The sequence below is a fragment of the Mesorhizobium sp. M0894 genome (genome assembly GCF_040319725.1).
Classification (GTDB): domain Bacteria; phylum Pseudomonadota; class Alphaproteobacteria; order Rhizobiales; family Rhizobiaceae; genus Mesorhizobium.
This window is the reverse complement of sequence record NZ_JAMYOG010000004.1, coordinates 191,629-210,981: the sequence shown is the minus strand read 5'-3', so window position 1 is coordinate 210,981 and position 19,353 is coordinate 191,629. Positions and strand designations below refer to the sequence as shown.

The window sequence follows — 19,353 nt, the reverse complement described above, 5'->3', positions numbered from 1 at the left end:
CGTCTTCAATTCACGTCGCGGCGCCGCTCGTAAACCGAATAGCGTGTCGCATGGCTGTCCTTCTCACCGGCCTCAACCTCCTGTGAGTGGACTATCCGCCATAGTGCCGGGTCGATCGGCGGGAAATGAGCGTCGCCGTCGACCGCGGCCAGCACATGGGTGACGTGCAGCCGATCGGCCAGCGGCAGCGCCTGAGCATAGATCTCACCGCCGCCGATGACGCAGATTTCGTCGGCGCCGGCCATGCAGCGCCCGCGCACCGTCGCCAGCGCGATTGCGTCCTCGATCGAATGCGCCACTTCTACGCCCTCGGCGCGCCATGCCCTGTCTCGCGTCACCACGATGTTGAGCCTGCCCGGCAACGGCCGGCCGATGCCTTCATAGGTCTTGCGGCCCATGATGATAGGCTTGCCCATCGTATCGGCCTTGAACCGCTTGAGATCGGTGGAAAGCCGCCACGGCAACCCACCCTCGCGCCCGATCACGCCGTTCTCGGCGATCGCGACGTAGATCGCGAGGTCCATCAGCCGCCGTTCCCGCCATCGGATGGCTCCAGCAGCAATATGTCAATGTCGTGCTCGGGGTAGAAGTTCTGCGCCTTCATCTCGAACGTCGTCGGTCCGATCTTCCTGACGTTTTCGCCGCAAAACGAGACCAGGTTCTTCGGATCGCCCTTATCGACGGTCAGCTTGAACGTGCCGATGTTTCCCGACGCCCAGTTGCCGCCCGTGGTCAGGATATAGGCGATGCGGTTCTCGAAATATTTGGGGTAGCCGTCGGGATCGTCCTTGGCTGCCTTGCGCACGGCGTTCTCGAACGTGTCATCCATGCAGTAGCGGGTCTTGTAGGCGGCATACTGGCCCTGGAACTGGCCGTCATAGAAGAAACTGACCGAGGAGGTGCCGCCGACGCTCGGCTTGTAGCGATGCGAGACATGCACCGCCTTGTTGGCCGGAAAGGTCGAGCGCCACCAATAGGTCGAGCGCAATTGCCAGAACGGCGTATAGACGGTCTTCATGCCCGAACCGTCATCGGCAGTGTCTTCGATGATGATGCCGCGGTTGACCCAGTCGTCGGTGACCGCTTGCGGCAGCTTTGCCAGCGCTGCCTTGGCCGCATCGCCGAATGGATAGAAAGGCACGCCCTGCGCCTCCAGGTCGGCGCCGATGTCGATGCCGAGCGCGAACACCTTCTGCTCGAGCTGCGGCTTTGCCGGCACCCCGTCGATCGTCACTTCGAAGCCGAGGAAATTGTCGCTCTGCGCCTCGGGAATCGCCGGTATTTCTTCGGGGTCGCCTTCGATGTCGGGCATCGGAAAGGCGACGATCGCATCGACATCCTTGTCGGTGTTGTTGCGGAAGACGTAATCGACCGTCACCTTTTCCGGCGAGATGTAGAGATCCTCGCTTTCCATCGCCACCGCATCGCTGCGCGACAGGATCAGCCCACCGGTGCCGAGTTCGGCGACCGAATCATTGGCGAGTGCGGGCGTAGCCGAGAGCGCCAAGGCTGCGGTCAGGACGTAACGGAACATGGAAACTCCCCCGGCGAAAATGCCAACATAACTCTAGCCGTTCAATGTGGCGTTTCAAAGCCTTTCGGCAAACGCGCCGGCGCGTGCCGGCTTGTCGTGTCGGTCTAGACACGCCGGTCTCGATCGGGCAGGAGTTCGCTCATGCGCAAGCTTCTTGTCATCGGCATCGGCGCCGGCAATCCGGAGCACATGACGGTCCAGGCCATCAACGGCCTCAATCGGGCCGACGTGCTGTTCATCCCCGACAAGGGCGCGAAGAAGAACGATCTCGCCGAATTGCGCCGCCAGATCTGCGACCGCTTCGTCATCAATCCGAACTCGCGCCGCGTTGAATTCGATGTGCCGGTGCGCGCCGAGCCGGCGCCTTCCTACCGCTCGACCGTCGACGACTGGCACGAGGCGATCGCCGCGATCTATGAAGGCCTGATCCGCGGCGAACTCCCCGAAGATGGCTGCGGCGCCTTCCTGATCTGGGGCGATCCTTCGCTCTACGACAGCGCGCTGCGCATCCTGGAGCGCGTGCGCCTCAGAGGCAATGTCGCATTCGAGCTGGAGGTCATCCCTGGCATCACCGCCATCCAGGCACTCGCAGCCAGCCACAAAATGGCATTGAACCGCATCGGCGACGCCATTTTGATCACCACCGGCCGCCGGCTCGTCGAGGAAGGTCTGCCCGAAAACGCCGGCAGCACCATCGTCATGCTGGACGGCAAATGCGCCTTCAACACGCTGGCCGACAAGGACGTTAGTGTCCACTGGGGCGCCTATCTCGGCACACCCGACGAGATCGTCGTCTCGGGCCGGATTGGCGACGTCGGCGACGAGATCGTCAGCATCCGTGAGGCGGCACGCCGGAAAAAAGGCTGGATCATGGACACCTATCTGCTGCGCAAGCCGGGCGAGCCTAAGGAGTAACAGGGATCAAGCGCGGCATGAATTCCGCCGGCGTTACGCGGCGTCGATCTCGGCCTGCAGCGCCTCCATATGCGACGCCGCTGCTGAAGACGCAGCCCGCTCGATGGCGCGGAAGCGGCTGACCACCGCAAGCCCGACCGAGGTCAATTGGGCGCCACCGCCTTTCTTGCCGCCCGTCTGTGCCGCAACCAGCGGCTTGCCGAACACGCGGTTCATGTCCTCGACCAGATCCCAAGCGTGCTTGTAGGACATCTCCATGCCGCGCGCCGCGGCCGAAATCGAGCCGAAGGCAGCGATCTGTTCCAGAAGCTCGATCTTGCCCGGCCCGATGCGGCCATCTGGATCGAGATTTATCCGCAAGCTCAGCGACGGCATTTGCTCCTCCGCGGTCACGCCATTCTACAAGTTCTCCAGCGATACCGCTATTCCAAAACGATATAGCGAATCATCGGCCGTTCACCCATCCGCCTCGGCGGGGAGGCCGGCGCCGGTATTTGCCCGGTCGAAGCTCACCGTCTTGACCACCGCGAAGACCTTTCGACCAAGCTGGAGCCCTAGCGTCTGCCGCGACTGTTCAGTGATGCGGGCAAGCACGGTTGCGCCATTGCAGTCGATGCCGATCTCGACCGTAGGCCCTTCGCCCGGCTTTATCGCCATGATCGCGCCCGGGAATATGTTGAGCGCGCTGAGGCCAACCGGCTGCTCGGTGGCGATCATCACGTCGCGGGCGCGGATGCGGACGCGCACCGGCGCACCGACCGGCGTTGCCAGAAGCGGCACACGGATCTCGCCCGCCGCCGAGCCAAGCACGGTCATGCCAAACGCCTCGTCGTGGCGCAGAACCGCGGTATCCAGCACGGCACCGCCCTCGCCGCGCTCTTCGGCCGGCAATAGATCCAGACGCTGCATGATCACTCCGGTTGGACCGGAAGCAGCGACCTTGCCCTGCATCAGTACCACGACGTCGCTCGCCAACCGCGCCACTTCGGCGATCGAGTGGCTGACATAGACGATCGGGATTTTCGTCTCGTCGCGCAGCCGCTCGATATAAGGCAAGATCTCGGCCTTGCGCGCCTCGTCGAGCGACGCCAGCGGCTCGTCCATCAGCAGCAATTTCGGACTGGCAAGCAGCGCCCTGCCGATTGCCACGCGCTGCTTCTCGCCACCGGAGAGTTTTGCCGGCCGCCGGTCGAGCAAATGGCCGATCCCGAGCAGTTCGACCACGCCATTGATATCCGCGTAGCGCTCAGCAGCCGGCGTGAACCAGCGGCCATAGCGCAGATTGCTCGCCACGCTCATATGCGGAAACAGCCGCGCGTCCTGGAACACCATGCCGATCCGCCGCTTGTGCTTCGGCATGAACAAGCCGGCATCGCTATCGACCAGCACACGGCCGTCGGCCGCGATACGGCCTTTGTCGGGGCGGATCAGCCCGGCAATCAGGTTGATCAGCGTCGTCTTTCCGGAGCCGGAAGGCCCGAACAGCGCAGTCAGCCGCCCGGCGCTTTCGAAGCGGGCATTGACGGCGAAATCGCCAAGCCGGTGGCTGATGTCGACCTGAACCGTCATTCGATGTCCATCCGCCGGCCGACGCGTCGCGCCAGCACTTCCGAGGCGACCAGTGCCGCCATCGAGATGACGATCGAGATCAGCGTCAGCCTGAGCGCGCCGGCGTCGCCGCCGGGAACCTGCGTGAAAGTGTAGATCGCCGACGGCAGCGTCTGCGTCTCGTTCGGAATGTTGGAGACGAAGGTGATCGTCGCGCCGAATTCGCCCATCGCCTTGGCGAAGGAGAGGATCGCACCGGCGATCAGGCCGGGCAGGATCAGCGGCAGCGTGATCGTGCCGAACACCCATAATGGATTGGCGCCGAGCGTGCCGGCGGCCGCCTCGATTTTGCGGTCGACCGCTTCGATCGACAGCCGGATCGCCCGCACCATCAGCGGAAAACCCATCACGCCGCAGGCGAGCGCGGCGCCGGTCCAGCGAAAGGAAAAAACGATGCCGAAATGTTCGGCCAGGAAAGCTCCGGCCGGACCGCGCTTGCCGAAAGTCAAAAGCAGCAAATAGCCGGTCACCACCGGCGGGAGGATCAGCGGCAGATGCACCAGCCCGTTGAGCAGCGTCTTGCCCCAGAACTGGCCGCGGGCGAGCACAAGAGCGATCGCTACGCCCGGCGGCAGGCTGGCAATCATCGCCACGGTCGCCACCTTGATGGACAGTCGGACCGCATTCCATTCGTCGGGAGCGAGATCCAGCAGCCAGCTCATGCTCAGGGCCGTTCGTCAGTTGCTCGGCGCAAGCACGGTAAAACCTTGCGCCTTGAAGAGTTCGCCAGCCTTGGCGGATTGCAGGCATTTCAGGAATGCCGGGGTATCCTTGCCCTTCGAATCCGCAAGCTGGGCAACCGGATAGATGATCGGCGGATGTGTATTGTCGGGGAAAGTGCCGAGCACCTTCACGCCAGGCTCGGCATGCGCGTCGGTGGCATAGACGATGCCGAGTGCTGCCTCGCCGGTCGACACCAGCTTTAGGGCGGCGCGCACATTCTCGGCCTGCGCCACCTTGCCTTCGACGGAAGACCAGACACCGAGCGATTCGAGCGCCGCCTTGCCGTATTTGCCGGCCGGCACCGCCTTGAAATCGCCCATGGCAAGTTTGCCGTCACCCACGAGCCCGGCAAGATCGAAACCCTTTTCAATCCTGGTTTCAACCTTGGAATCCTGCGGCGCGATCAGCACGATCTGGTTGCCGAGCAATTTCACTTCGGTGTCGGGCTTGGTGAGCTCCTTGTCGGAAAGATATTTCATCCAGTCGAGATCGGCCGAGATGAACACGTCCGCCGGCGCGCCGCTTTCAATCTGCTTGGCCAGCGCCGAGCTCGCCGCGTAGGAAATGGTTGCCGCCTCGCCGACACTGGCCTCGCAGGCCTTGTTGACGGCATCGAGCCCGTCCTTCAGGCTCGCCGCGGCAAACACGACCACCTTGTCATCGGCATGGGCCGCCGGCACCGCGGCCATCAGCATGGTGGCGAGACCCGCGATGGCAATCGTCGTCGAACCTTTGCGCGCCAGCATGAACTCTCCTCGTCTCGGATCGCCCGAAGCCGTCCATCGATATATCCATATGAACATAACAAGGAAAGGCTCTTTACCGGGCGGCTGCATTCCGAGCTGCGGTTTTCTCGGCCTGCGATAACCTCCGTTAGATACAGCGATATTGAGGTCGAAGAAAATATCGCATGGAATCTGTTGCGCGCACCACAGACGTCGGTCGATCAAGATGGATGCTGACAACGTCCGAGGGCGTAGCCGCAGTAGGCAATTTCGATATGCACAGTCAGGTAGGGTGCTAAACCGCGATCGGCGCCTTGATCGTCGCGTCGGCGAAATAGTTGTCGAGCCGGAAATCCTCGAAGCCGAAGGCAAAGAGATCCTTCACCTCGGGATTGATCCATAGCGTCGGCAACGCCTTGGGCGTACGCCGCAATTGTTCGCGCGCCTGCTCGAAATGGTTCGAGTAAAGATGCGCGTCGCCGAGCGTGTGGATGAAATCGCCGGGTTTCAATCCGGTCACCTGCGCCACCATCAGCGTCAGCAACGCATAGGAAGCGATGTTGAAGGGCACACCGAGAAAGATGTCGGCGGAGCGCTGATAGAGCTGGCAGGAAAGCTTGCCTTCCGAAACATAGAACTGGAACAGGCAGTGGCAGGGCGGCAACGCCATGGCCTCTACCTCGGCAGGGTTCCACGCCGAAACGATCAGCCGCCGCGAGTTAGGATTTTTGCGTATCTCCTTCAGAAGATTCGCAATCTGGTCGATGGCGCCGCCATGGCCGTCCGGCCACGAACGCCATTGCTTGCCATAGACCGGGCCGAGAGCGCCATTCTCGTCGGCCCACTCATCCCAGATCGAGACGCCGTGATCGTTGAGATATTTGATGTTGGTGTCGCCGGCCAGGAACCACAAAAGCTCATGGATGATCGACTTGAGGTGCAGCTTCTTGGTGGTGGTGACCGGAAAGCCGCGGGCCAGGTCGAAGCGCATCTGGTAGCCGAATATCGAGCGTGTTCCGGTACCGGTACGGTCGCCGCGATCTGCGCCGTTTTCCAGCACATGCTTCAGAAGGTCGAGATACTGGCGCATCGGCTCCGGTCCGATTCGGGTTGTCAGCCATCATAGCCGAATGACCGTCGGCCGAACACAGCAAAGCGAGACAATTCCAGCAGAAGCCTCGCCAGCATCAGCGGCGAGTTTGTTCAGAGCGAGCCGAGCATGCCCAGATCCTTGGCGACAAGATAATAGAACGTCACCCGGCTCTTGCTGTTGTCGGCCGCCATCGCCTTGCAGGTCTTTTCGATAGCCGCATCCGCCTTGGCGCCGTCGGTGACACCGAGCTTGCCAGCGACCCAGCTGTTCCTGACGCGCTTCAGTTCCTCCGGGTCGGTGCAGGACACCAGCGAGGAATCGCGGTTCCTGAGCGCGATGCCCAGATGCTTGACGATCTTGGCGACCGCGTCGGCATCCGCCGCCGCATCATATTTTTTTACGTCTGCGAGATAATCGGCCATCGAATTTCCCCTCGTCGGCGCCACGGGATCCGGTCGATGAGGATTGTGGCGCGCTGCCGCAACTGTGCGCTGGGTCTCCTCACCGCCACAAAGCTTCGGTTGAGACCGGCTGCAAGTCAACCCCTTGATGATCCACTTTGACACGGACGAAAGTGGCATTCCGGCCTTTCATTTTCCACCGCCAGTCCCTATATTCGCCTCGTCGGCTCGACCGACTATGGTGATAAACAGGCGATGAAATAAGCCGTTCGGACCCGGGGGCGGTACCCGGCGCCTCCACCAAAAACCGCTGCTCAAGAGCGGCTTTTGCTGGGGGCGAAATAGGATCGACGAAGGTGTAAAGATCGTACTTTTGCCCGGCATTGTACCACCGTTATCGGGCTAAACTTATAGTTGCCAACGACAACTATGCGGAAGCACGTCTCGCCGCGTAAGCGGTGCGATAGCTTCAATTCAAGCCCTAGTGGTTCGCACTTCTAGGCGGGGTTCGGAGGTACCTGGCAACAGAAACCTCCATTTCTTCCCTTTTGATATGTGCAGCTGCAGGCCTCGCCGGCTGGGCTTTTTATGCGCCCTGATACGCTCAAGACGCCGCGGCGTTTATACCAGCCCCTGGCTGACCGCGTCGATCGCACCGGCGAATGTTTCACCAGCAGCCTCATCGGGCAACAGCATCTCATTGTGCCCTCTGCCCGTCCGGACCATCGGAAAACAATTGGCGAGCTTGGCAACACGACAGTCGAGGAGCACCGGCCGGTCCACGTCGATCATTTCCTGTATCGCATCGTCAAGGTCGGCTGGTTTGTCACAGCGCAGGCCGACCGCTCCGAACGCCTCGGCCAATTTGACAAAATCGGGCAAGGCCTCGGAATAGGAATGCGCGAGGCGGTTGCCATGAAGGATTTGCTGCCACTGGCGAACCATGCCCATATATCCGTTGTTCAGGATGAATATCTTGATCGGCGCGTCGTACTGGACTGCCGTCGACAGCTCTTTCATGGTCATCTGAACCGACGCGTCGCCGGCGATATCGATGACGAGGCTGTCCGGATGAGCGATCTGCACGCCGAGCGCCGCCGGCAGGCCGTAACCCATCGTCCCCAGGCCGCCCGAACTCATCCAGCGGTTCGGCTTTTCGAAGCCGTAGAATTGGGCCGCCCACATCTGATGCTGGCCGACTTCAGTGGTGATGTATGTGTCGCGATCCTTCGTCAGCTCGTAAAGGCGCTGCACCGCATATTGCGGCATGATCACGTCGTTGTTCATCTCATAGGAGAACGAATTGCGTGCGCGCCAGCCGGCGATCTTTCTCCACCAGTCCTGAAGGCGGCTTCCATCCGGTTTCTGAGATAATGCGCGCCATAGACGAACCATGTCACCCAGAACATTGCCGACATCGCCTTGTATGCCGATATCGGCGTGGACGTTCTTGTTGATCGAGGACGGATCTATATCGATATGTATCTTCCTGGAGTTGGGCGAAAAAGCATCCACACGCGAGGTCACGCGGTCATCGAAGCGCGCGCCGATACAGATCATGACGTCGCAATCGTGCATCGCCATGTTCGCCTCATAGGAACCATGCAGACCGACCATCTTGAGCCAGTTCTTGCCGGAGGCGGGGTAAGCTCCAAGGCCCATAAGCGTCGAGGTGACCGGAAAGTCGGTCAGTTGAACCAGCTCCCGGAGCAATGTCGATGCTTCCGGGCCGGAATTGACGATGCCGCCGCCGGCATAAATAACGGGACGGCTGGCATTGGCCATCAGCGCTATCGCCTGGCCGATCTTGTTGATGTCGCCCTGCAGCTTCGGTTGATAATTTTTCAGCGCAGCAACGTCCGAAGGCGGCGTGTACATGCCGGACGCAAACAGAACGTCCTTTGGCATGTCGACGAGAACCGGCCCCGGTCGCCCTGACTGGGCGATGTGGAACGCCCTATGGATCGCTGACGCCAGGTCATTGACGTCTTTGACCAAAGAGTTGTGCTTGGTGCAGGATCGCGTGATGCCAATCGTGTCACATTCCTGAAAGGCATCGGAGCCGATCAATGTTGTCGGCACTTGTCCGGACAGACAGACAATCGGCACTGAATCCATCAGCGCGTCCTGCAGGGGCGTCACGGCATTCGTCGTGCCTGGGCCTGACGTGACCAGCATCACGCCGACCTTGCCCGTGGACCGGGCGTAACCCTCGGCGGCATGGCCGGCGCCCTGTTCATGGCGCACGAGGATATGCTTGATGTCGTCCTGCTGGAATATCTCGTCATAGATCGGCAAAATAGCCGCGCCGGGATAGCCGAAAATATGCTCCACACCATTGTCTTTGAGTGCGCGGAGAACGATCTCCGCTCCTGTCATGCGGTTGCTCGTATCCTGAATGGAATTATCGCTTGTCATGGTTCTGTCCCGTAGCATGATGAGGATGGGTTGACGGGGCATCGCCGAAATCGGGCGTAAGAAGAATTTCGGGCATAAAAAAAGGCCCCGTCGGGAGCCTGTTTGTCGCGCACGGGTGGCTGTCGCCGGATGGTTACACCATCCTGCCCGTGCGCTTTCCTACCACTGCAAGAACCATTGCGATCTTCATGATGATCGCTGCTACACAGAAAATCGCGCATCGTCAACGTCTCAGGCTGAGGCGTCTCAGGCTGAGGCGAAAACCCAAGGGCTTTCCATCATCGGAACCTCCGATGGCAGCATTCGTATCTTCCCGTTTCCCTTCTCCCCTGCCTTTGTCGAACAAGGCTTCAGTTTCTCGCCGCGTGTCGGTCACGCCCCGCGAGCTACCTGATGGAGATAAGATGAACCAGGAAACCACGCCAAAACCCGAACGCATCCTGATCGTTGGCGGCAGTTCCGGCATGGGGCTGTCGCTTGCCGAACAGCAGCTTGCTGCCGGCGCCGAGGTTACGATCGTCGGCCGCTCCGAGGACCGGTTGTCGGCCGCACGGCAGCACTTGCCTCACCCGGAAAGGCTGAGGACGATCGCAGCCGACGTCACAAGCGAGGACGAGGTCCAGCGCCTCTTCGAGGACGTCGGTACGCTCGACCACATCGTCTCGACCGCCGCCGACATCATCGGCGTCTATGTGTTGCTTCCCGAGATGGACGTCTCGATAGCGCGGAAAGTGATGGATTCCAAAGTCGTCGGGCCGCTTCTTCTCGCCAAACACGGCGCGCCTCGTCTGACGCCCAAGGGGTCGATCACGCTGACCTCGGGCATCGCCGCCTATCGTCCGGCGGCGAAAGGCTCGGTGGTGGCAGCCGTTAATGGGGCCCTTGGCTCACTCGCCTACGCGCTTGCCGTCGAACTGGCGCCGATCCGCGTCAATGTCGTCTCGCCGGGCTGGGTCGACACGCCGATTTGGGATGCCGTCGTCGGCAGCGGAAAGACGGCTGCGCTGGACGCCATGGCAAAGCGTCTGCTCGTCGGCCGGATCGGCCGGGCAGCCGACGTTGCCCAAGCTATCACGTCCCTGATGCATAACGGCTTCATCACCGGAACCGTGCTTCATGTCGATGGTGGCCAGCGATTGGTCTAGTGATGGCCAGACCTCGCGAACCATTGCGAGGAACAGTTGCAAGACCGGCGCTTGAATGCGCCGGTGGCGCCATACCATGGTGACCGGCGTCACCGGGCTGCTTCCGACCCAAGGCAGCACGACGATATTGGCGTCAGCCGCAGAACCCACGAGACGCGGGACCAGCGCGCATCCAAGACCGGCTGCAACAAGGCCCCGTATCGCGCCCATGCTGGCGAACTCGCCGACCAGTTTTGGACGGTCAGGCAACGTTGCGGCAAACGTTTCGTCGAACATCCGCCTGTAGACGCAACCGGGCTGGGTGACGAGGAAGGCCTCGTCAGCCAGATCGTCGGGCGTTATGGCAGAATATCCGGCCAACCGGTGATTTGCCGGCATTATGATGACGAGCTCTTCTTCTGCCACCTGCTCGCTTCGCAGCTCCGGCGCCGCCACCGGGGCGGCCCCGAAATGCAAAGACACGTCCAGCGCCCCGCTGGCCACGCCGGCACGCAACCGGCCGCTATCGTCCGCCTGGAGGTTCAGTTCCACGTCTGGATAGCGCCGGTGGAATTCGCTCAGCAAGGCTGGCAAGCGCGTAACGCAAAGCGTCTCCAGGCCGCCGACAGTCAGGCGACCGGCAACCGTGCCGCTCGCGTCGGCGACAGCGGAACGGGCTTCGTCCGCGAGGTCGAGGAGATCGTTTGCGTAGTCCAGCAGGCGCTGTCCCGCCGCCGTCAGCTTCAAGGCACGCCGTGACCTGTCGAACAGCGACGTGCCCAGATCGGCTTCCAGCGCCTGGATCTGTTCCGTCACGCTCGATTGGGCAAGATGAACCCGCTCGGAGGCGCGTGTGATGTTCAAGGTGGTGGCGACCGCCACGAATGTCTTGAGATGTCGAAGCTGCATGTCCTGAACCCGTCATATAGGCATAGGCTGCTTTGAACCGGGATCGCAAACGTGAAAAGGCCGGGAACATCGCCCGGCCTTTTTTGTCTCGCTAGGAGAAGCTTACTCCGCCGGCGCTTCCGCAGCTTCGCGGCTGCGGCCGAGCGTTACCTTGGCCAGCGTGAAGGAGATCGCCGCGCAGAGCGTGATGCCCGCCACCATTGGCAGCGGCGTGCCGTCAAAGAACACGCCGGCGACACCCATGGCGACCGCGCCGATGGCGAAGTGCAGCGTGCCCATCAGCGCCGACGCCGTGCCGGCGATCTCACCATGCTCTTCCATGGCCAGCACCGACGTGGTCGGGATAACCAGGCCGAGGAAACCGTAGCCGACGAACAGCAGGGCCGCCATCACGTCGAGCCGGTCGACACCCGAGGCCATCACCGCGAACAACACCACCATCGTCGTCGCATAGCCGGTCACCGCGACGCGTACCACGCGCTGCAGCCCGAACCGCTCCGACAGCAACCCGGTCAGCTGCGACATGCCGATGAAGGCAACCGCATTGATCGAGAAGAACACGCTGTAGACCGAAGGCGACAGCCCGTAATGGTCGATCAGGATGAAGGACGAGCTCGACAGATAGACGAAGAAGCTCGCAATGCCGAAGCCGGCGATGGCCGTCAGGCCAAGGAAGTTGCGGTCGCCCATCAGGAAGCGGTAGCCGGAAAGTGCCGTCCCGAAGGACGACCCGGCGCGCTCCTCGACCGGCCGCGTCTCCTTGAGCGAGGTCGCCAGCAGGATGGTGGCGAGCACAGCCGCGCCCGTCACCGTCCAGAACACGGCGCGCCAGCCGAAATTCTCGATGATTTGGCTACCGGTCAGCGGCGCCAGGATCGGCGACACCGAAAAAACCAGCATCAACAGCGACATCAGCTTGGCGGCTTCAGTGCCGGTGTGCAGATCGCGCACGATCGCGCGCGGCACCGCCATACCGGCGCTGGCGCCGAGCCCTTGCAGGAAGCGGAAGGCGATCAGCCATTCGATCGACGGGGCCAGCGCCGAGCCGACGCCGCCGACCATGAACAGCGCCAGGCCGCCATAGAGCGGCAGCTTGCGGCCGACCATATCGGAGATCGGTCCGACGACGATCTGACCGAAGCCCATGGAAAGAAAGAAGATCAGCAGGCTCATCTGCACCGCGGCGGTGCCGGCATGCAGATCCTCGCCGATCGACGGCAAGGCCGGAAGATACATATCGATGGCAAACGGGCCGATGGCGGACAATAGGCCGAGCACGACCGCAATGCGGAGGAATTTGGCGTTCATGATAGCAGGCTCTTTCGAATTCTGGTTGCCGCCGCGGGCCGGCGTGTAACCCTAGGACGTTCCATCCCGTGGAGTTCCGACTCTTCTGCGGAACGAAACCCCCTCGTGTTAGTCCACAAATTTAGACAGGCTTGTCTAATTCGTCAACCACCTCTATATAGTTTTGCATGAAGGCCAACGTTTCTCCTGACATTTTCCCGCCGCGGGGCCATGAGGCCAAGCGGATGTCAATTGTCGACGCCGCCGCCTCGGTCTTCTGCCGCGAAAGCTTCGCCGGTGCCAATATCGACATGATTGCCGCCGAAGCCGGCGTCTCCCGCCAGACCATCTACAATCATCATGGCGACAAGGAAAAACTCTTCGTTGCTATCGTTCGCGACCTCACCGAACGTTGCAATGCCGGCATCTTTGCCACGATCTCCACTTTTCCCGATCGACCGAAGGATCTCGAGGCCGACCTCATCGCCTTTGCCGTCCGGATGAACCACAACTGCATCTGCAACCGCGACGGAAAATTCCTGCGCAAGCTGATCCAGAGCGAGGGCGAGCGCTACCCCGAGCTCTTCGCCGAATGGCGCGAAGAAGGACCGGGCAGGACATGGCCGGCGATCGCCGCCCGTTTCGCCCGCCTCGCTCATGCCGGCTTCCTTGATATCGACGATCCCGATGTCGCAGCGCGCCAGTTCATGGCGCTTGCCAATGCCGAGTTGCAGACGACGTTCATGCTCGGCGGTACACCGACCGAGGACGAGGTGGTGCAATCGGCGACAAATGGCGTGCGCACCTTCCTGCGCGCCTTCGGCAAGCGGCAGCATGTGGTCCGGGCAAGCAAACAGGGCGTGCTCGCCAGCGCTTGACGATCAAAGCCGTTTGGCGATCAAATCGTCGCCAACAGGCTTCGCTTCCGCACCCCGGCGATCTATATCCGGTTTACGCCGCGCTCAAGCTTGATTACAGCTATCAGGACGATTCAACGGAAGCCGACAGCCACATGGCCGACGACCACATCCGCTACGACATTCTGGCCCAGGAGGCGTTGCGCGGCGTCATGCGCAAGGTCCTGGCCGAGGTCGCGCGCACCGGTCTCCCAGGCAACCATCACTTCTTCATCACATTTCTCACCGGCGCGCCGGGCGTGCGCGTATCTTCGCGGCTGCGCGAACGCTATCCCGAACAGATGACCATCGTTATTCAGTTCCAATATTGGGACCTGAAGGTGAGCGACACCGGCTTCGAGGTCGGGCTGTCGTTTTCGGACGTGCCGGAGAAACTGGAAATCCCGTTCTCGGCCGTACGCGGCTTTTACGATCCGTCCGTCAACTTCGAGCTCGAATTCGACGTCAAGACGGATACCCCGGCTGAACAGGAGACAAAGGCCAAGCCTGCTCCCGAGCCGCTGGCCATCGTCGCCGAGAAAAAGCCTGAGACGAAGAAGAAAACCGCTGAGGCGGAAAAGAAGCCTGCCGCGGCCGACGCCGGCGCCAAGGGGGCCGACGTGGTGTCGCTCGACGCCTTCCGCAAGAAGTGACCCGACGGGCGGCGTGACATGGCCGAGATCGTCAATCTCCGTCAGGCACGCAAGCAGAAGGCGCGAGCCGAGAAGGAGCGCCTGGCCGAACAGAACCGGGCGCTGCATGGCCGTTCCAAAACCAGCCGGGATCGCGACCGCCTGATCGCCGACAAGGCCGACAAATTCGTCGCCGGCCATCGCCGGGAAAAATCGGGCGATTCGGACAAATCCGATGCTTGAAGTGTGAGGGCGGTCGCGTGAGCCCGGTCGAAAAGCGCTCGGTCACCATTCGCGGCCACCGCACCAGCTATTCGCTCGAAAAGCCTTTTTACGACGACCTGATCGCCATCGCAGCCGCGCGAAAATTGACGCTCGCCGCGCTTGTCGCCGAAATCGACGAGAGCCGCCCGCGCGATGCGAACCTCTCCTCGGCGCTCAGGCTCTATGTGCTGGACTGGGCCAAGCGCCGCAAGTTGTAGCCTTCAGGCAACGCTATCTTGTTTCCTGCGCCGGATACGGAAGCCCAGCAAAGCCGAGCGGTCGCGTTCTTCGGCCTGCTTCTTCGATCTGACACGCATCAGGTCCTTCCAGCCGACATAGCCCACCAGCCGCGCATTTTCTCGCGTGACGACGGGCAAATGGGACACGTTCGCCATCAGCAGCTTGTCGGAGGGGCCCTCGAGATACTCATCCGGATAGGCAACCGTCTTTGCGAAGCCGGGCTCGTCGCGAGGGACCACGACGAGGAGGACCACCGCCGCGTGCTGCTGCGGCTGACCGACCGCGCCGACGACAGTCTCGCCGATCTGTCAGCCGCTCATCTCGACGAACTCGGGCGGATCGAGCCGATGCTGAAGCGCTTGCTTGCTGGACGCGGCGCATAAGGGATGCGCCGTCACCCGCCATTCAGCGATTTTAGCAGATCGTCGATCGACGAGGGATCGAACTTGAGCTTTGGCGGGGGCGGCACTGAGGGTGGCACGTTATTTGCGGCCGGTGGCGCACGTTCTGCTTTCTGCGCTTGCTCCGCCGCGGCCTTGCGTTCGGCGTCGAGCTTTGCCTTCTCTTCCGAGGCGATCCGCAACGCCTCTTCCGCCCTCTGGCGTTGCTGTTCTTCGGCCTGCGCTGCTTCCTCGGCAGCCTGTTGCGCCGCCTCGGCTTTGGCTTCGGCATCCGCTTTGGCCTTTGCAGCCGCCTCGGCTTTCGCCCTGGCCTCGGCTTCGGCCTTCGCCGCTGCATCCGCTTTCGCCTTGGCTACAGCCTGCGCCCTGGCCTCCGCTTCGGCTTGGGCCTGCGCCTCAGCTTCGGCCTTTGCCTTGGCGTCCGCTTCAGCCTTCGCCTTGGCTTCAGCCTGCGCCCTCGCCTCCGCTTCGGCTTGGGCCTGAGCCTCGGCTTCGGCCTGTGCCTTAGCGTCCGCTTCAGCCTTCGCCTTGGCTTCAGCCTGCGCCCTCGCCTCCGCTTCGGCTTGGGCCTGCGCCTCAGCTTCGGCCTTTGCCTTGGCGTCGGCCTCGGCCTTCAGCCGCGCTGCTTCCTGTTGCCTGCGCAGTTCCTCCGCCGCTCTTTCACGCTCGGTTTGCAGGGCAGCGTAGTAGCGCACCTCACGCCGCAGCCTTTGTTTCTCGAGCAGCGCGGCTTGCATGGCTTCGACCCGCTGCTGCTCCTTTTCCAGCGCACGCTGGGTCAGGAACTGTGCCAGTGGCTCGCTGTCGAACTGCCGTTTGATGGCGCCGAACGGACCGTCGACGCTGAAATTCAAAATTGGTTCGGAGCCGACCAGCGCCTCGTCGCCGGGTCGGTAGGCGATCTCGCCCTTGGCATCGACGGTGCTGGTATTCAGATCGGCGGTGATGTCGGCGGACAGCGTCGCGCCCGGGCTTTCGAATTTGACCGGTGGCGCCCTCAGCGTGCCGCCGGCGATGGTGAAGGCAATATCGGTGTCCTGCGCCGGAAAACTTCCCGCCGCGGCGATCTGCGGCACGAAGCCGGCAGTCTTCGACGCGTCGATATCGCGCCCTATCGCGTCGGCCTTGGCGATGAATGCGCCAAAGGCATCGGGATTGAAGCCGGCAATAGTCATGCCCTTCAGCGTCGCCGTGCCGGAACCGGACAGCGCCGCGACCATCGCGTCGACCGATTTGCCGCTGGTCGAAAGCGCCGTCGAGAAATCGCCGCTTCCGCTGAAACCGGCCTCCGGCAGCACGGCTGCCAGATCGGAGCCGGCGAGTTTCATCTGACCGGAGAAAAGCCCGGTGCCGTCATTGTTCTTGAGCTCGAACAGGCCACTCAACTCGCCGCCGAGGAATTTTGCCTTGAGGTCGGAAACACGAATGCCCTCCTGGTCGAGCTGCAGCGAAAGCGCAGCGTCATAGGCGGTGGCAAGCGGGCCGGCGGCAAGCGACGCCGCCGTCAGATCGAGATCGGCGGTAAATGGCAAACTGGATTTCTGGCTGAACGGTGCCGTCGGCCAGGCCCCGTCATTGACGAGGAAGGCCTGGTCGCCGAACAGCATCATCGCCATCGGATCGAGGTCCAGCTCGTCCAGCGACAGCGCGCCGGCAAGATGCGGCAGCCCCTCCTTGACGTCGATATTTACGTCACCGGAAACCGCCGCTTCGTTGACGGCGCCGTTGAGGCCGCTCAGCACCAAAAGACCATTGCCGTAGTCGGCATCGGCAGCAAGCGACGTCGACATGCCGGTCCCCATGCCAGGCAGGCCGACGCCGGTCGTCATCAGCCATGGCTCGATGTCGGCCGTTTCCAGGCTGACCTTGCCCTTGGCGGCCGCGCCCTGAGGCGTGTCGGCAACTGTCCCGTCGAAACCAGCTTTGAAGTCGTTGCCGGCCAGGCTGAAGCGTGTCGCCAGGCCGCCGCCAAGTGTGCCTTTGGCCGAGACGTCGGTGGTCGCCTCGCCGAGCATGCCGAGTGGCAGCGCCGGCAACCCGTAAAGCGCCAGAAGTGCGGTGGCGTCGGCGTTCCGGGCATTGAAGGTCAACGTCACCGGCGCTTCGAGGGGCCGGTCGAGCGCCCCTTTGCCGGACAGCGACGCCGAAAAGGCCGAACCACCGGCCCTGCCCTGTGCGCTCATTGCCAGTCCAGTCGTACCGTCGCCATTGTCTGCGGCACTCGTGACGGCGTCGATACGCGCATCCTGGAACAGCTCCGGATAGGCAGCGGCGCGCGCCGCCAGCCCGTTCAGCACCGCATTGTCCGGATAATGCCGGACGGCGACGTCGATCAGCGGCTTGAGGTCGACGGCGACCACCGAGGCGTCGAGCTTGCCGGTCGGGCTCGCCGGGAAGTCCTTGATCCGGCCGGTGGCGCTGATAGAGGCGCCGGCAAGTCCGCCGACCGACAGGCGGTCGATCTCAAGCAGCCCGTCGCGCAATCTAAGCGCGGTGTCGACGCTATCGGCGGTCAACCCACCTGCGCTGACCGGCCCGGCCTTGATCTGGAAATCGAGGTCGCGGTCGGAAAAGCGGTTGGCTCCCTTGTCGCTGACGAAGATCGAGGCGAAGGCGGCGAGTCCATCGACGTCGAGTTCGCCACCTTCCAGTTGCATCAGCACCGATGGCCTTGTGTCTTCGGGCTGGGTGGAATCGATGCGGCCGGAGAACTTCGCCTTGCCGAGGATGAGTTCGAGATCGCTGAAGGCCTGGTGCTTTTCACTCAAATCTACTTTTGCCTTGAAGCCGGCGGCCGGCAAGCGGCGGATCGCCTCGTCGACGTCCTTCGACAGCCAGGCGGCAAAGCCGGAGGGCTGCGCCACAGCCAGAAGCAGCGATCCGGTGAATCCAAAATGATCCTCGACGCTGACCATGCCATTGGCTTCCAGCTTGGCGCGGCCGGGCAGCGTGGCGGCCAGCGATTTCACCGCCCAGCCGCCCTCGGCCGGTTCGGCGGATAGATGCACGTCGCGAACCGTCGTGTCGCCTGCCACCACCGCCGGCAGTCTCACCTCGACCGTGCCCGGTATGGTCGGCTTCGGCAGATCGAGCAGCGCCTGCTCCAGCGCCGCCACCCGCTCGGACAGCGTCAATCCGGCACCGGCCGCCGCCCCCACGGCCTCGTCGAACTGCACCTGTGCGCCATTGGCCTCGATCGAGAAATGCGGCTTCAGCCCAAGGTCGACCGCAGCCTTGCCGTCGGCGGTGTAAGGATTGCCGAGCGGTCCGGTCTCGAAGCGGAACTCGTCGACGCCGAGCTCCTGGTGGTCGAGCGAAAACTTGCCGTTCAGCCTGAACCCCGGATCCGGCTTGCCGGCGCTGACTTTCACTGCCTCGCCGTCGGTGCCGCGCAACTGCGCTACAGTCTGGTCTGCGCCCGATATCTTGAACTGGCCCGAATAGACCGCGGCGCCCTCGACGAGGCCCACATTGCCGTCGGTCTCGATGACCAGCGGATAGTCATCCGGATCGGCTTTGAGCCTGAGCCGCATTTGCCCGTCCGCTTCAGCCTTGCCGGTGGAAGCGGCGATCGTGGTCCGCAACCCGTCCAGCAACAGGGAGCCGTCCATCCGCCAGGGGCCGCCCAGCGACTTGGCCGAGATCGTCGAGTTGATCTCGGAAATAAGATGGCTGCGCCCGCCTGCGGCGTGGCTGAGCGCGATCTGTCCTTCCGTCACCGTCAGCTTCTCGATGGAGATCTGGCCAGGATCGAAGGGCGAGGACGGTCGTATCGTCCAGTCGACCGTGCCGTCGGCGGCGATGTCGATCATCGCCTTCGGCCGCACCAGACGCATGTCGAAGATCAGCACCTCGCCGCGCAGGAATGGCGCGAGTTCTGCATCCATCGAAAAGGTTTCGACGGTCATCGCCGGCTGGCCGTTGGGGCCGCCGGCAACGGCGACGTTGGAAAAGGTCACCGAGGGGAATGGCAGCAGCCTTGCCGTTGCATCGCCTCGCACGGTCACCTTGCGGCCTAGGACGGCGCTCGCCTCGCGCTCGAAATCGGCACGGTAACCCGTCCAATCGACAAAGTAAGGCACCACCAGCGCCGCACACAGCACCAGCACGAGAAGCCCACCGAAGATCACGAACAGGCGTGCGAGCATGAACTCCGAAGCGGTTGATTGAAAATCAGCCGCAC

19 protein-coding genes, 1 other RNA gene and 1 pseudogene are annotated in these 19,353 nt (G+C 62.5%); 8 read left to right on the top strand and 13 right to left on the bottom strand.

All coding sequences use genetic code 11. The annotated features are described in order from the left end of the window. Nucleotides 1-5: 5 nt before the first annotated feature. Both NKH91_RS10170 and NKH91_RS10165 read right to left on the bottom strand, forming a co-directional pair. Nucleotides 6-524, bottom strand: a complete 519-nt coding sequence (locus NKH91_RS10170) for a dihydrofolate reductase (protein ID WP_292664361.1) — start codon at nucleotides 522-524, stop codon at nucleotides 6-8. Continuing rightward, complete coding sequence (locus tag NKH91_RS10165; protein WP_352844466.1) at nucleotides 524-1,534, bottom strand: DUF4424 domain-containing protein; 1,011 nt, start codon at nucleotides 1,532-1,534, stop codon at nucleotides 524-526. Before NKH91_RS10165 ends, NKH91_RS10170 begins: the two co-directional genes overlap by 1 nt. A 141-nt stretch (nucleotides 1,535-1,675) precedes the next feature. On the opposite strand from NKH91_RS10165, the gene cobF reads away from it, so the two are divergent. Then, entirely contained in the window at nucleotides 1,676-2,449 is a 774-nt protein-coding gene (gene cobF / locus NKH91_RS10160; protein WP_352844467.1) for a precorrin-6A synthase (deacetylating), read from the top strand. A gap of 33 nt (nucleotides 2,450-2,482) precedes the next feature. Here cobF and NKH91_RS10155 read toward each other — a convergent pair whose 3' ends face one another. The 6 genes from NKH91_RS10155 to NKH91_RS10130 all read right to left on the bottom strand — a co-directional run bounded on the left by NKH91_RS10155 (nucleotide 2,483) and on the right by NKH91_RS10130 (nucleotide 7,020). Continuing rightward, nucleotides 2,483-2,824: a winged helix-turn-helix domain-containing protein gene (locus tag NKH91_RS10155; protein ID WP_352844468.1), complete on the bottom strand. Its 342-nt coding sequence runs from the start codon at nucleotides 2,822-2,824 to the stop codon at nucleotides 2,483-2,485. Between the two features lie 81 nt (nucleotides 2,825-2,905). Continuing rightward, nucleotides 2,906-4,018: a molybdenum ABC transporter ATP-binding protein gene (gene modC, locus NKH91_RS10150; RefSeq protein WP_023720813.1), complete on the bottom strand. Its 1,113-nt coding sequence runs from the start codon at nucleotides 4,016-4,018 to the stop codon at nucleotides 2,906-2,908. Next, nucleotides 4,015-4,719 (bottom strand): molybdate ABC transporter permease subunit, encoded by a 705-nt coding sequence (gene modB, locus NKH91_RS10145; RefSeq protein ID WP_352495174.1) that lies wholly within the window; start codon nucleotides 4,717-4,719, stop codon nucleotides 4,015-4,017. The genes modC and modB overlap by 4 nt, the downstream gene beginning before the upstream one ends. A 15-nt stretch (nucleotides 4,720-4,734) precedes the next feature. Next, nucleotides 4,735-5,526 carry a molybdate ABC transporter substrate-binding protein gene (gene modA / locus NKH91_RS10140; protein ID WP_352844469.1) on the bottom strand — a complete coding sequence of 264 codons (792 nt, stop codon included), beginning with the start codon at nucleotides 5,524-5,526 and terminating at the stop codon, nucleotides 4,735-4,737. A 274-nt stretch (nucleotides 5,527-5,800) separates the two neighbouring features. Then, nucleotides 5,801-6,595: a thymidylate synthase gene (locus tag NKH91_RS10135; protein WP_352844470.1), complete on the bottom strand. Its 795-nt coding sequence runs from the start codon at nucleotides 6,593-6,595 to the stop codon at nucleotides 5,801-5,803. A 113-nt stretch (nucleotides 6,596-6,708) separates the two neighbouring features. Then, nucleotides 6,709-7,020: a DUF2853 family protein gene (locus tag NKH91_RS10130; RefSeq protein WP_023676702.1), complete on the bottom strand. Its 312-nt coding sequence runs from the start codon at nucleotides 7,018-7,020 to the stop codon at nucleotides 6,709-6,711. Nucleotides 7,021-7,182: 162 nt separating this feature from the next. On the opposite strand from NKH91_RS10130, the gene ssrA reads away from it, so the two are divergent. Beyond that, nucleotides 7,183-7,538: a transfer-messenger RNA gene (gene ssrA, locus NKH91_RS10125) on the top strand. An 82-nt stretch (nucleotides 7,539-7,620) separates the two neighbouring features. Here ssrA and NKH91_RS10120 read toward each other — a convergent pair. Then, entirely contained in the window at nucleotides 7,621-9,417 is a 1,797-nt protein-coding gene (locus NKH91_RS10120; protein ID WP_352844471.1) for an acetolactate synthase 3 large subunit, read from the bottom strand. 404 nt (nucleotides 9,418-9,821) lie between these two features. On the opposite strand from NKH91_RS10120, the gene NKH91_RS10115 reads away from it, so the two are divergent. Further along, nucleotides 9,822-10,562, top strand: a complete 741-nt coding sequence (locus NKH91_RS10115) for an SDR family oxidoreductase (protein WP_352844472.1) — start codon at nucleotides 9,822-9,824, stop codon at nucleotides 10,560-10,562. Between the two features lie 66 nt (nucleotides 10,563-10,628). Here NKH91_RS10115 and NKH91_RS10110 read toward each other — a convergent pair. Both NKH91_RS10110 and NKH91_RS10105 read right to left on the bottom strand, forming a co-directional pair. Beyond that, nucleotides 10,629-11,450 (bottom strand): annotated as a pseudogene (locus NKH91_RS10110) (LysR family transcriptional regulator); the annotation flags it as partial. Nucleotides 11,451-11,552: 102 nt separating this feature from the next. Continuing rightward, nucleotides 11,553-12,758: a multidrug effflux MFS transporter gene (locus NKH91_RS10105; protein ID WP_023720819.1), complete on the bottom strand. Its 1,206-nt coding sequence runs from the start codon at nucleotides 12,756-12,758 to the stop codon at nucleotides 11,553-11,555. 167 nt (nucleotides 12,759-12,925) lie between these two features. On the opposite strand from NKH91_RS10105, the gene NKH91_RS10100 reads away from it, so the two are divergent. The 4 genes from NKH91_RS10100 to NKH91_RS10085 all read left to right on the top strand — a co-directional run bounded on the left by NKH91_RS10100 (nucleotide 12,926) and on the right by NKH91_RS10085 (nucleotide 14,747). Beyond that, nucleotides 12,926-13,615, top strand: coding sequence for a TetR/AcrR family transcriptional regulator (locus NKH91_RS10100; RefSeq protein ID WP_352844473.1), 690 nt, complete (start codon nucleotides 12,926-12,928; stop codon nucleotides 13,613-13,615). A 134-nt stretch (nucleotides 13,616-13,749) separates the two neighbouring features. After that, complete coding sequence (locus tag NKH91_RS10095; RefSeq protein WP_023676707.1) at nucleotides 13,750-14,286, top strand: SspB family protein; 537 nt, start codon at nucleotides 13,750-13,752, stop codon at nucleotides 14,284-14,286. Between the two features lie 18 nt (nucleotides 14,287-14,304). Continuing rightward, nucleotides 14,305-14,508 (top strand): DUF4169 family protein, encoded by a 204-nt coding sequence (locus NKH91_RS10090; RefSeq protein WP_352844474.1) that lies wholly within the window; start codon nucleotides 14,305-14,307, stop codon nucleotides 14,506-14,508. Between the two features lie 17 nt (nucleotides 14,509-14,525). Then, on the top strand, nucleotides 14,526-14,747 hold the full coding sequence (locus NKH91_RS10085; RefSeq protein WP_352844475.1) for a ribbon-helix-helix domain-containing protein: 222 nt from the start codon (nucleotides 14,526-14,528) through the stop codon (nucleotides 14,745-14,747). 3 nt (nucleotides 14,748-14,750) lie between these two features. Here the strand turns inward: NKH91_RS10085 and NKH91_RS10080 are convergent, their stop codons facing one another. Continuing rightward, the gene (locus tag NKH91_RS10080) at nucleotides 14,751-15,023 is read right to left on the bottom strand and encodes a CBS domain-containing protein (protein ID WP_352814692.1); all 273 of its coding nucleotides are present in this window, start codon (nucleotides 15,021-15,023) and stop codon (nucleotides 14,751-14,753) included. Between NKH91_RS10080 and NKH91_RS10075 the strand changes: the two genes are divergently transcribed. Next, nucleotides 14,907-15,152 carry a winged helix DNA-binding protein gene (locus tag NKH91_RS10075; RefSeq protein ID WP_352844476.1) on the top strand — a complete coding sequence of 82 codons (246 nt, stop codon included), beginning with the start codon at nucleotides 14,907-14,909 and terminating at the stop codon, nucleotides 15,150-15,152. The two genes, NKH91_RS10080 and NKH91_RS10075, sit on opposite strands and share 117 nt — an antisense overlap. 11 nt (nucleotides 15,153-15,163) lie before the next feature. Here the strand turns inward: NKH91_RS10075 and NKH91_RS10070 are convergent, their stop codons facing one another. Next, on the bottom strand, nucleotides 15,164-19,318 hold the full coding sequence (locus tag NKH91_RS10070) for an AsmA family protein (RefSeq protein ID WP_352844477.1): 4,155 nt from the start codon (nucleotides 19,316-19,318) through the stop codon (nucleotides 15,164-15,166). Nucleotides 19,319-19,353 lie beyond the last annotated feature (35 nt).

What these genes read in the sequence shown, in the direction of transcription:
- NKH91_RS10120 (WP_352844471.1), bottom strand. Translation starts at nt 9,417, where the DNA reads ATGACAAGCGATAATTCCATTCAGGATACGAGCAACCGCATGACAGGA.
- NKH91_RS10075 (WP_352844476.1), top strand. Translation starts at nt 14,907, where the DNA reads ATGGGACACGTTCGCCATCAGCAGCTTGTCGGAGGGGCCCTCGAGATA.
- NKH91_RS10115 (WP_352844472.1), top strand. Translation starts at nt 9,822, where the DNA reads ATGAACCAGGAAACCACGCCAAAACCCGAACGCATCCTGATCGTTGGC.
- NKH91_RS10090 (WP_352844474.1), top strand. Translation starts at nt 14,305, where the DNA reads ATGGCCGAGATCGTCAATCTCCGTCAGGCACGCAAGCAGAAGGCGCGA.
- NKH91_RS10130 (WP_023676702.1), bottom strand. Translation starts at nt 7,020, where the DNA reads ATGGCCGATTATCTCGCAGACGTAAAAAAATATGATGCGGCGGCGGAT.
- NKH91_RS10155 (WP_352844468.1), bottom strand. Translation starts at nt 2,824, where the DNA reads ATGCCGTCGCTGAGCTTGCGGATAAATCTCGATCCAGATGGCCGCATC.
- NKH91_RS10105 (WP_023720819.1), bottom strand. Translation starts at nt 12,758, where the DNA reads ATGAACGCCAAATTCCTCCGCATTGCGGTCGTGCTCGGCCTATTGTCC.
- NKH91_RS10095 (WP_023676707.1), top strand. Translation starts at nt 13,750, where the DNA reads ATGGCCGACGACCACATCCGCTACGACATTCTGGCCCAGGAGGCGTTG.
- NKH91_RS10170 (WP_292664361.1), bottom strand. Translation starts at nt 524, where the DNA reads ATGGACCTCGCGATCTACGTCGCGATCGCCGAGAACGGCGTGATCGGG.
- NKH91_RS10165 (WP_352844466.1), bottom strand. Translation starts at nt 1,534, where the DNA reads ATGTTCCGTTACGTCCTGACCGCAGCCTTGGCGCTCTCGGCTACGCCC.
- modA (WP_352844469.1), bottom strand. Translation starts at nt 5,526, where the DNA reads ATGCTGGCGCGCAAAGGTTCGACGACGATTGCCATCGCGGGTCTCGCC.
- NKH91_RS10100 (WP_352844473.1), top strand. Translation starts at nt 12,926, where the DNA reads ATGAAGGCCAACGTTTCTCCTGACATTTTCCCGCCGCGGGGCCATGAG.
- modC (WP_023720813.1), bottom strand. Translation starts at nt 4,018, where the DNA reads ATGACGGTTCAGGTCGACATCAGCCACCGGCTTGGCGATTTCGCCGTC.
- modB (WP_352495174.1), bottom strand. Translation starts at nt 4,719, where the DNA reads ATGAGCTGGCTGCTGGATCTCGCTCCCGACGAATGGAATGCGGTCCGA.
- NKH91_RS10070 (WP_352844477.1), bottom strand. Translation starts at nt 19,318, where the DNA reads ATGCTCGCACGCCTGTTCGTGATCTTCGGTGGGCTTCTCGTGCTGGTG.
- cobF (WP_352844467.1), top strand. Translation starts at nt 1,676, where the DNA reads ATGCGCAAGCTTCTTGTCATCGGCATCGGCGCCGGCAATCCGGAGCAC.
- NKH91_RS10135 (WP_352844470.1), bottom strand. Translation starts at nt 6,595, where the DNA reads ATGCGCCAGTATCTCGACCTTCTGAAGCATGTGCTGGAAAACGGCGCA.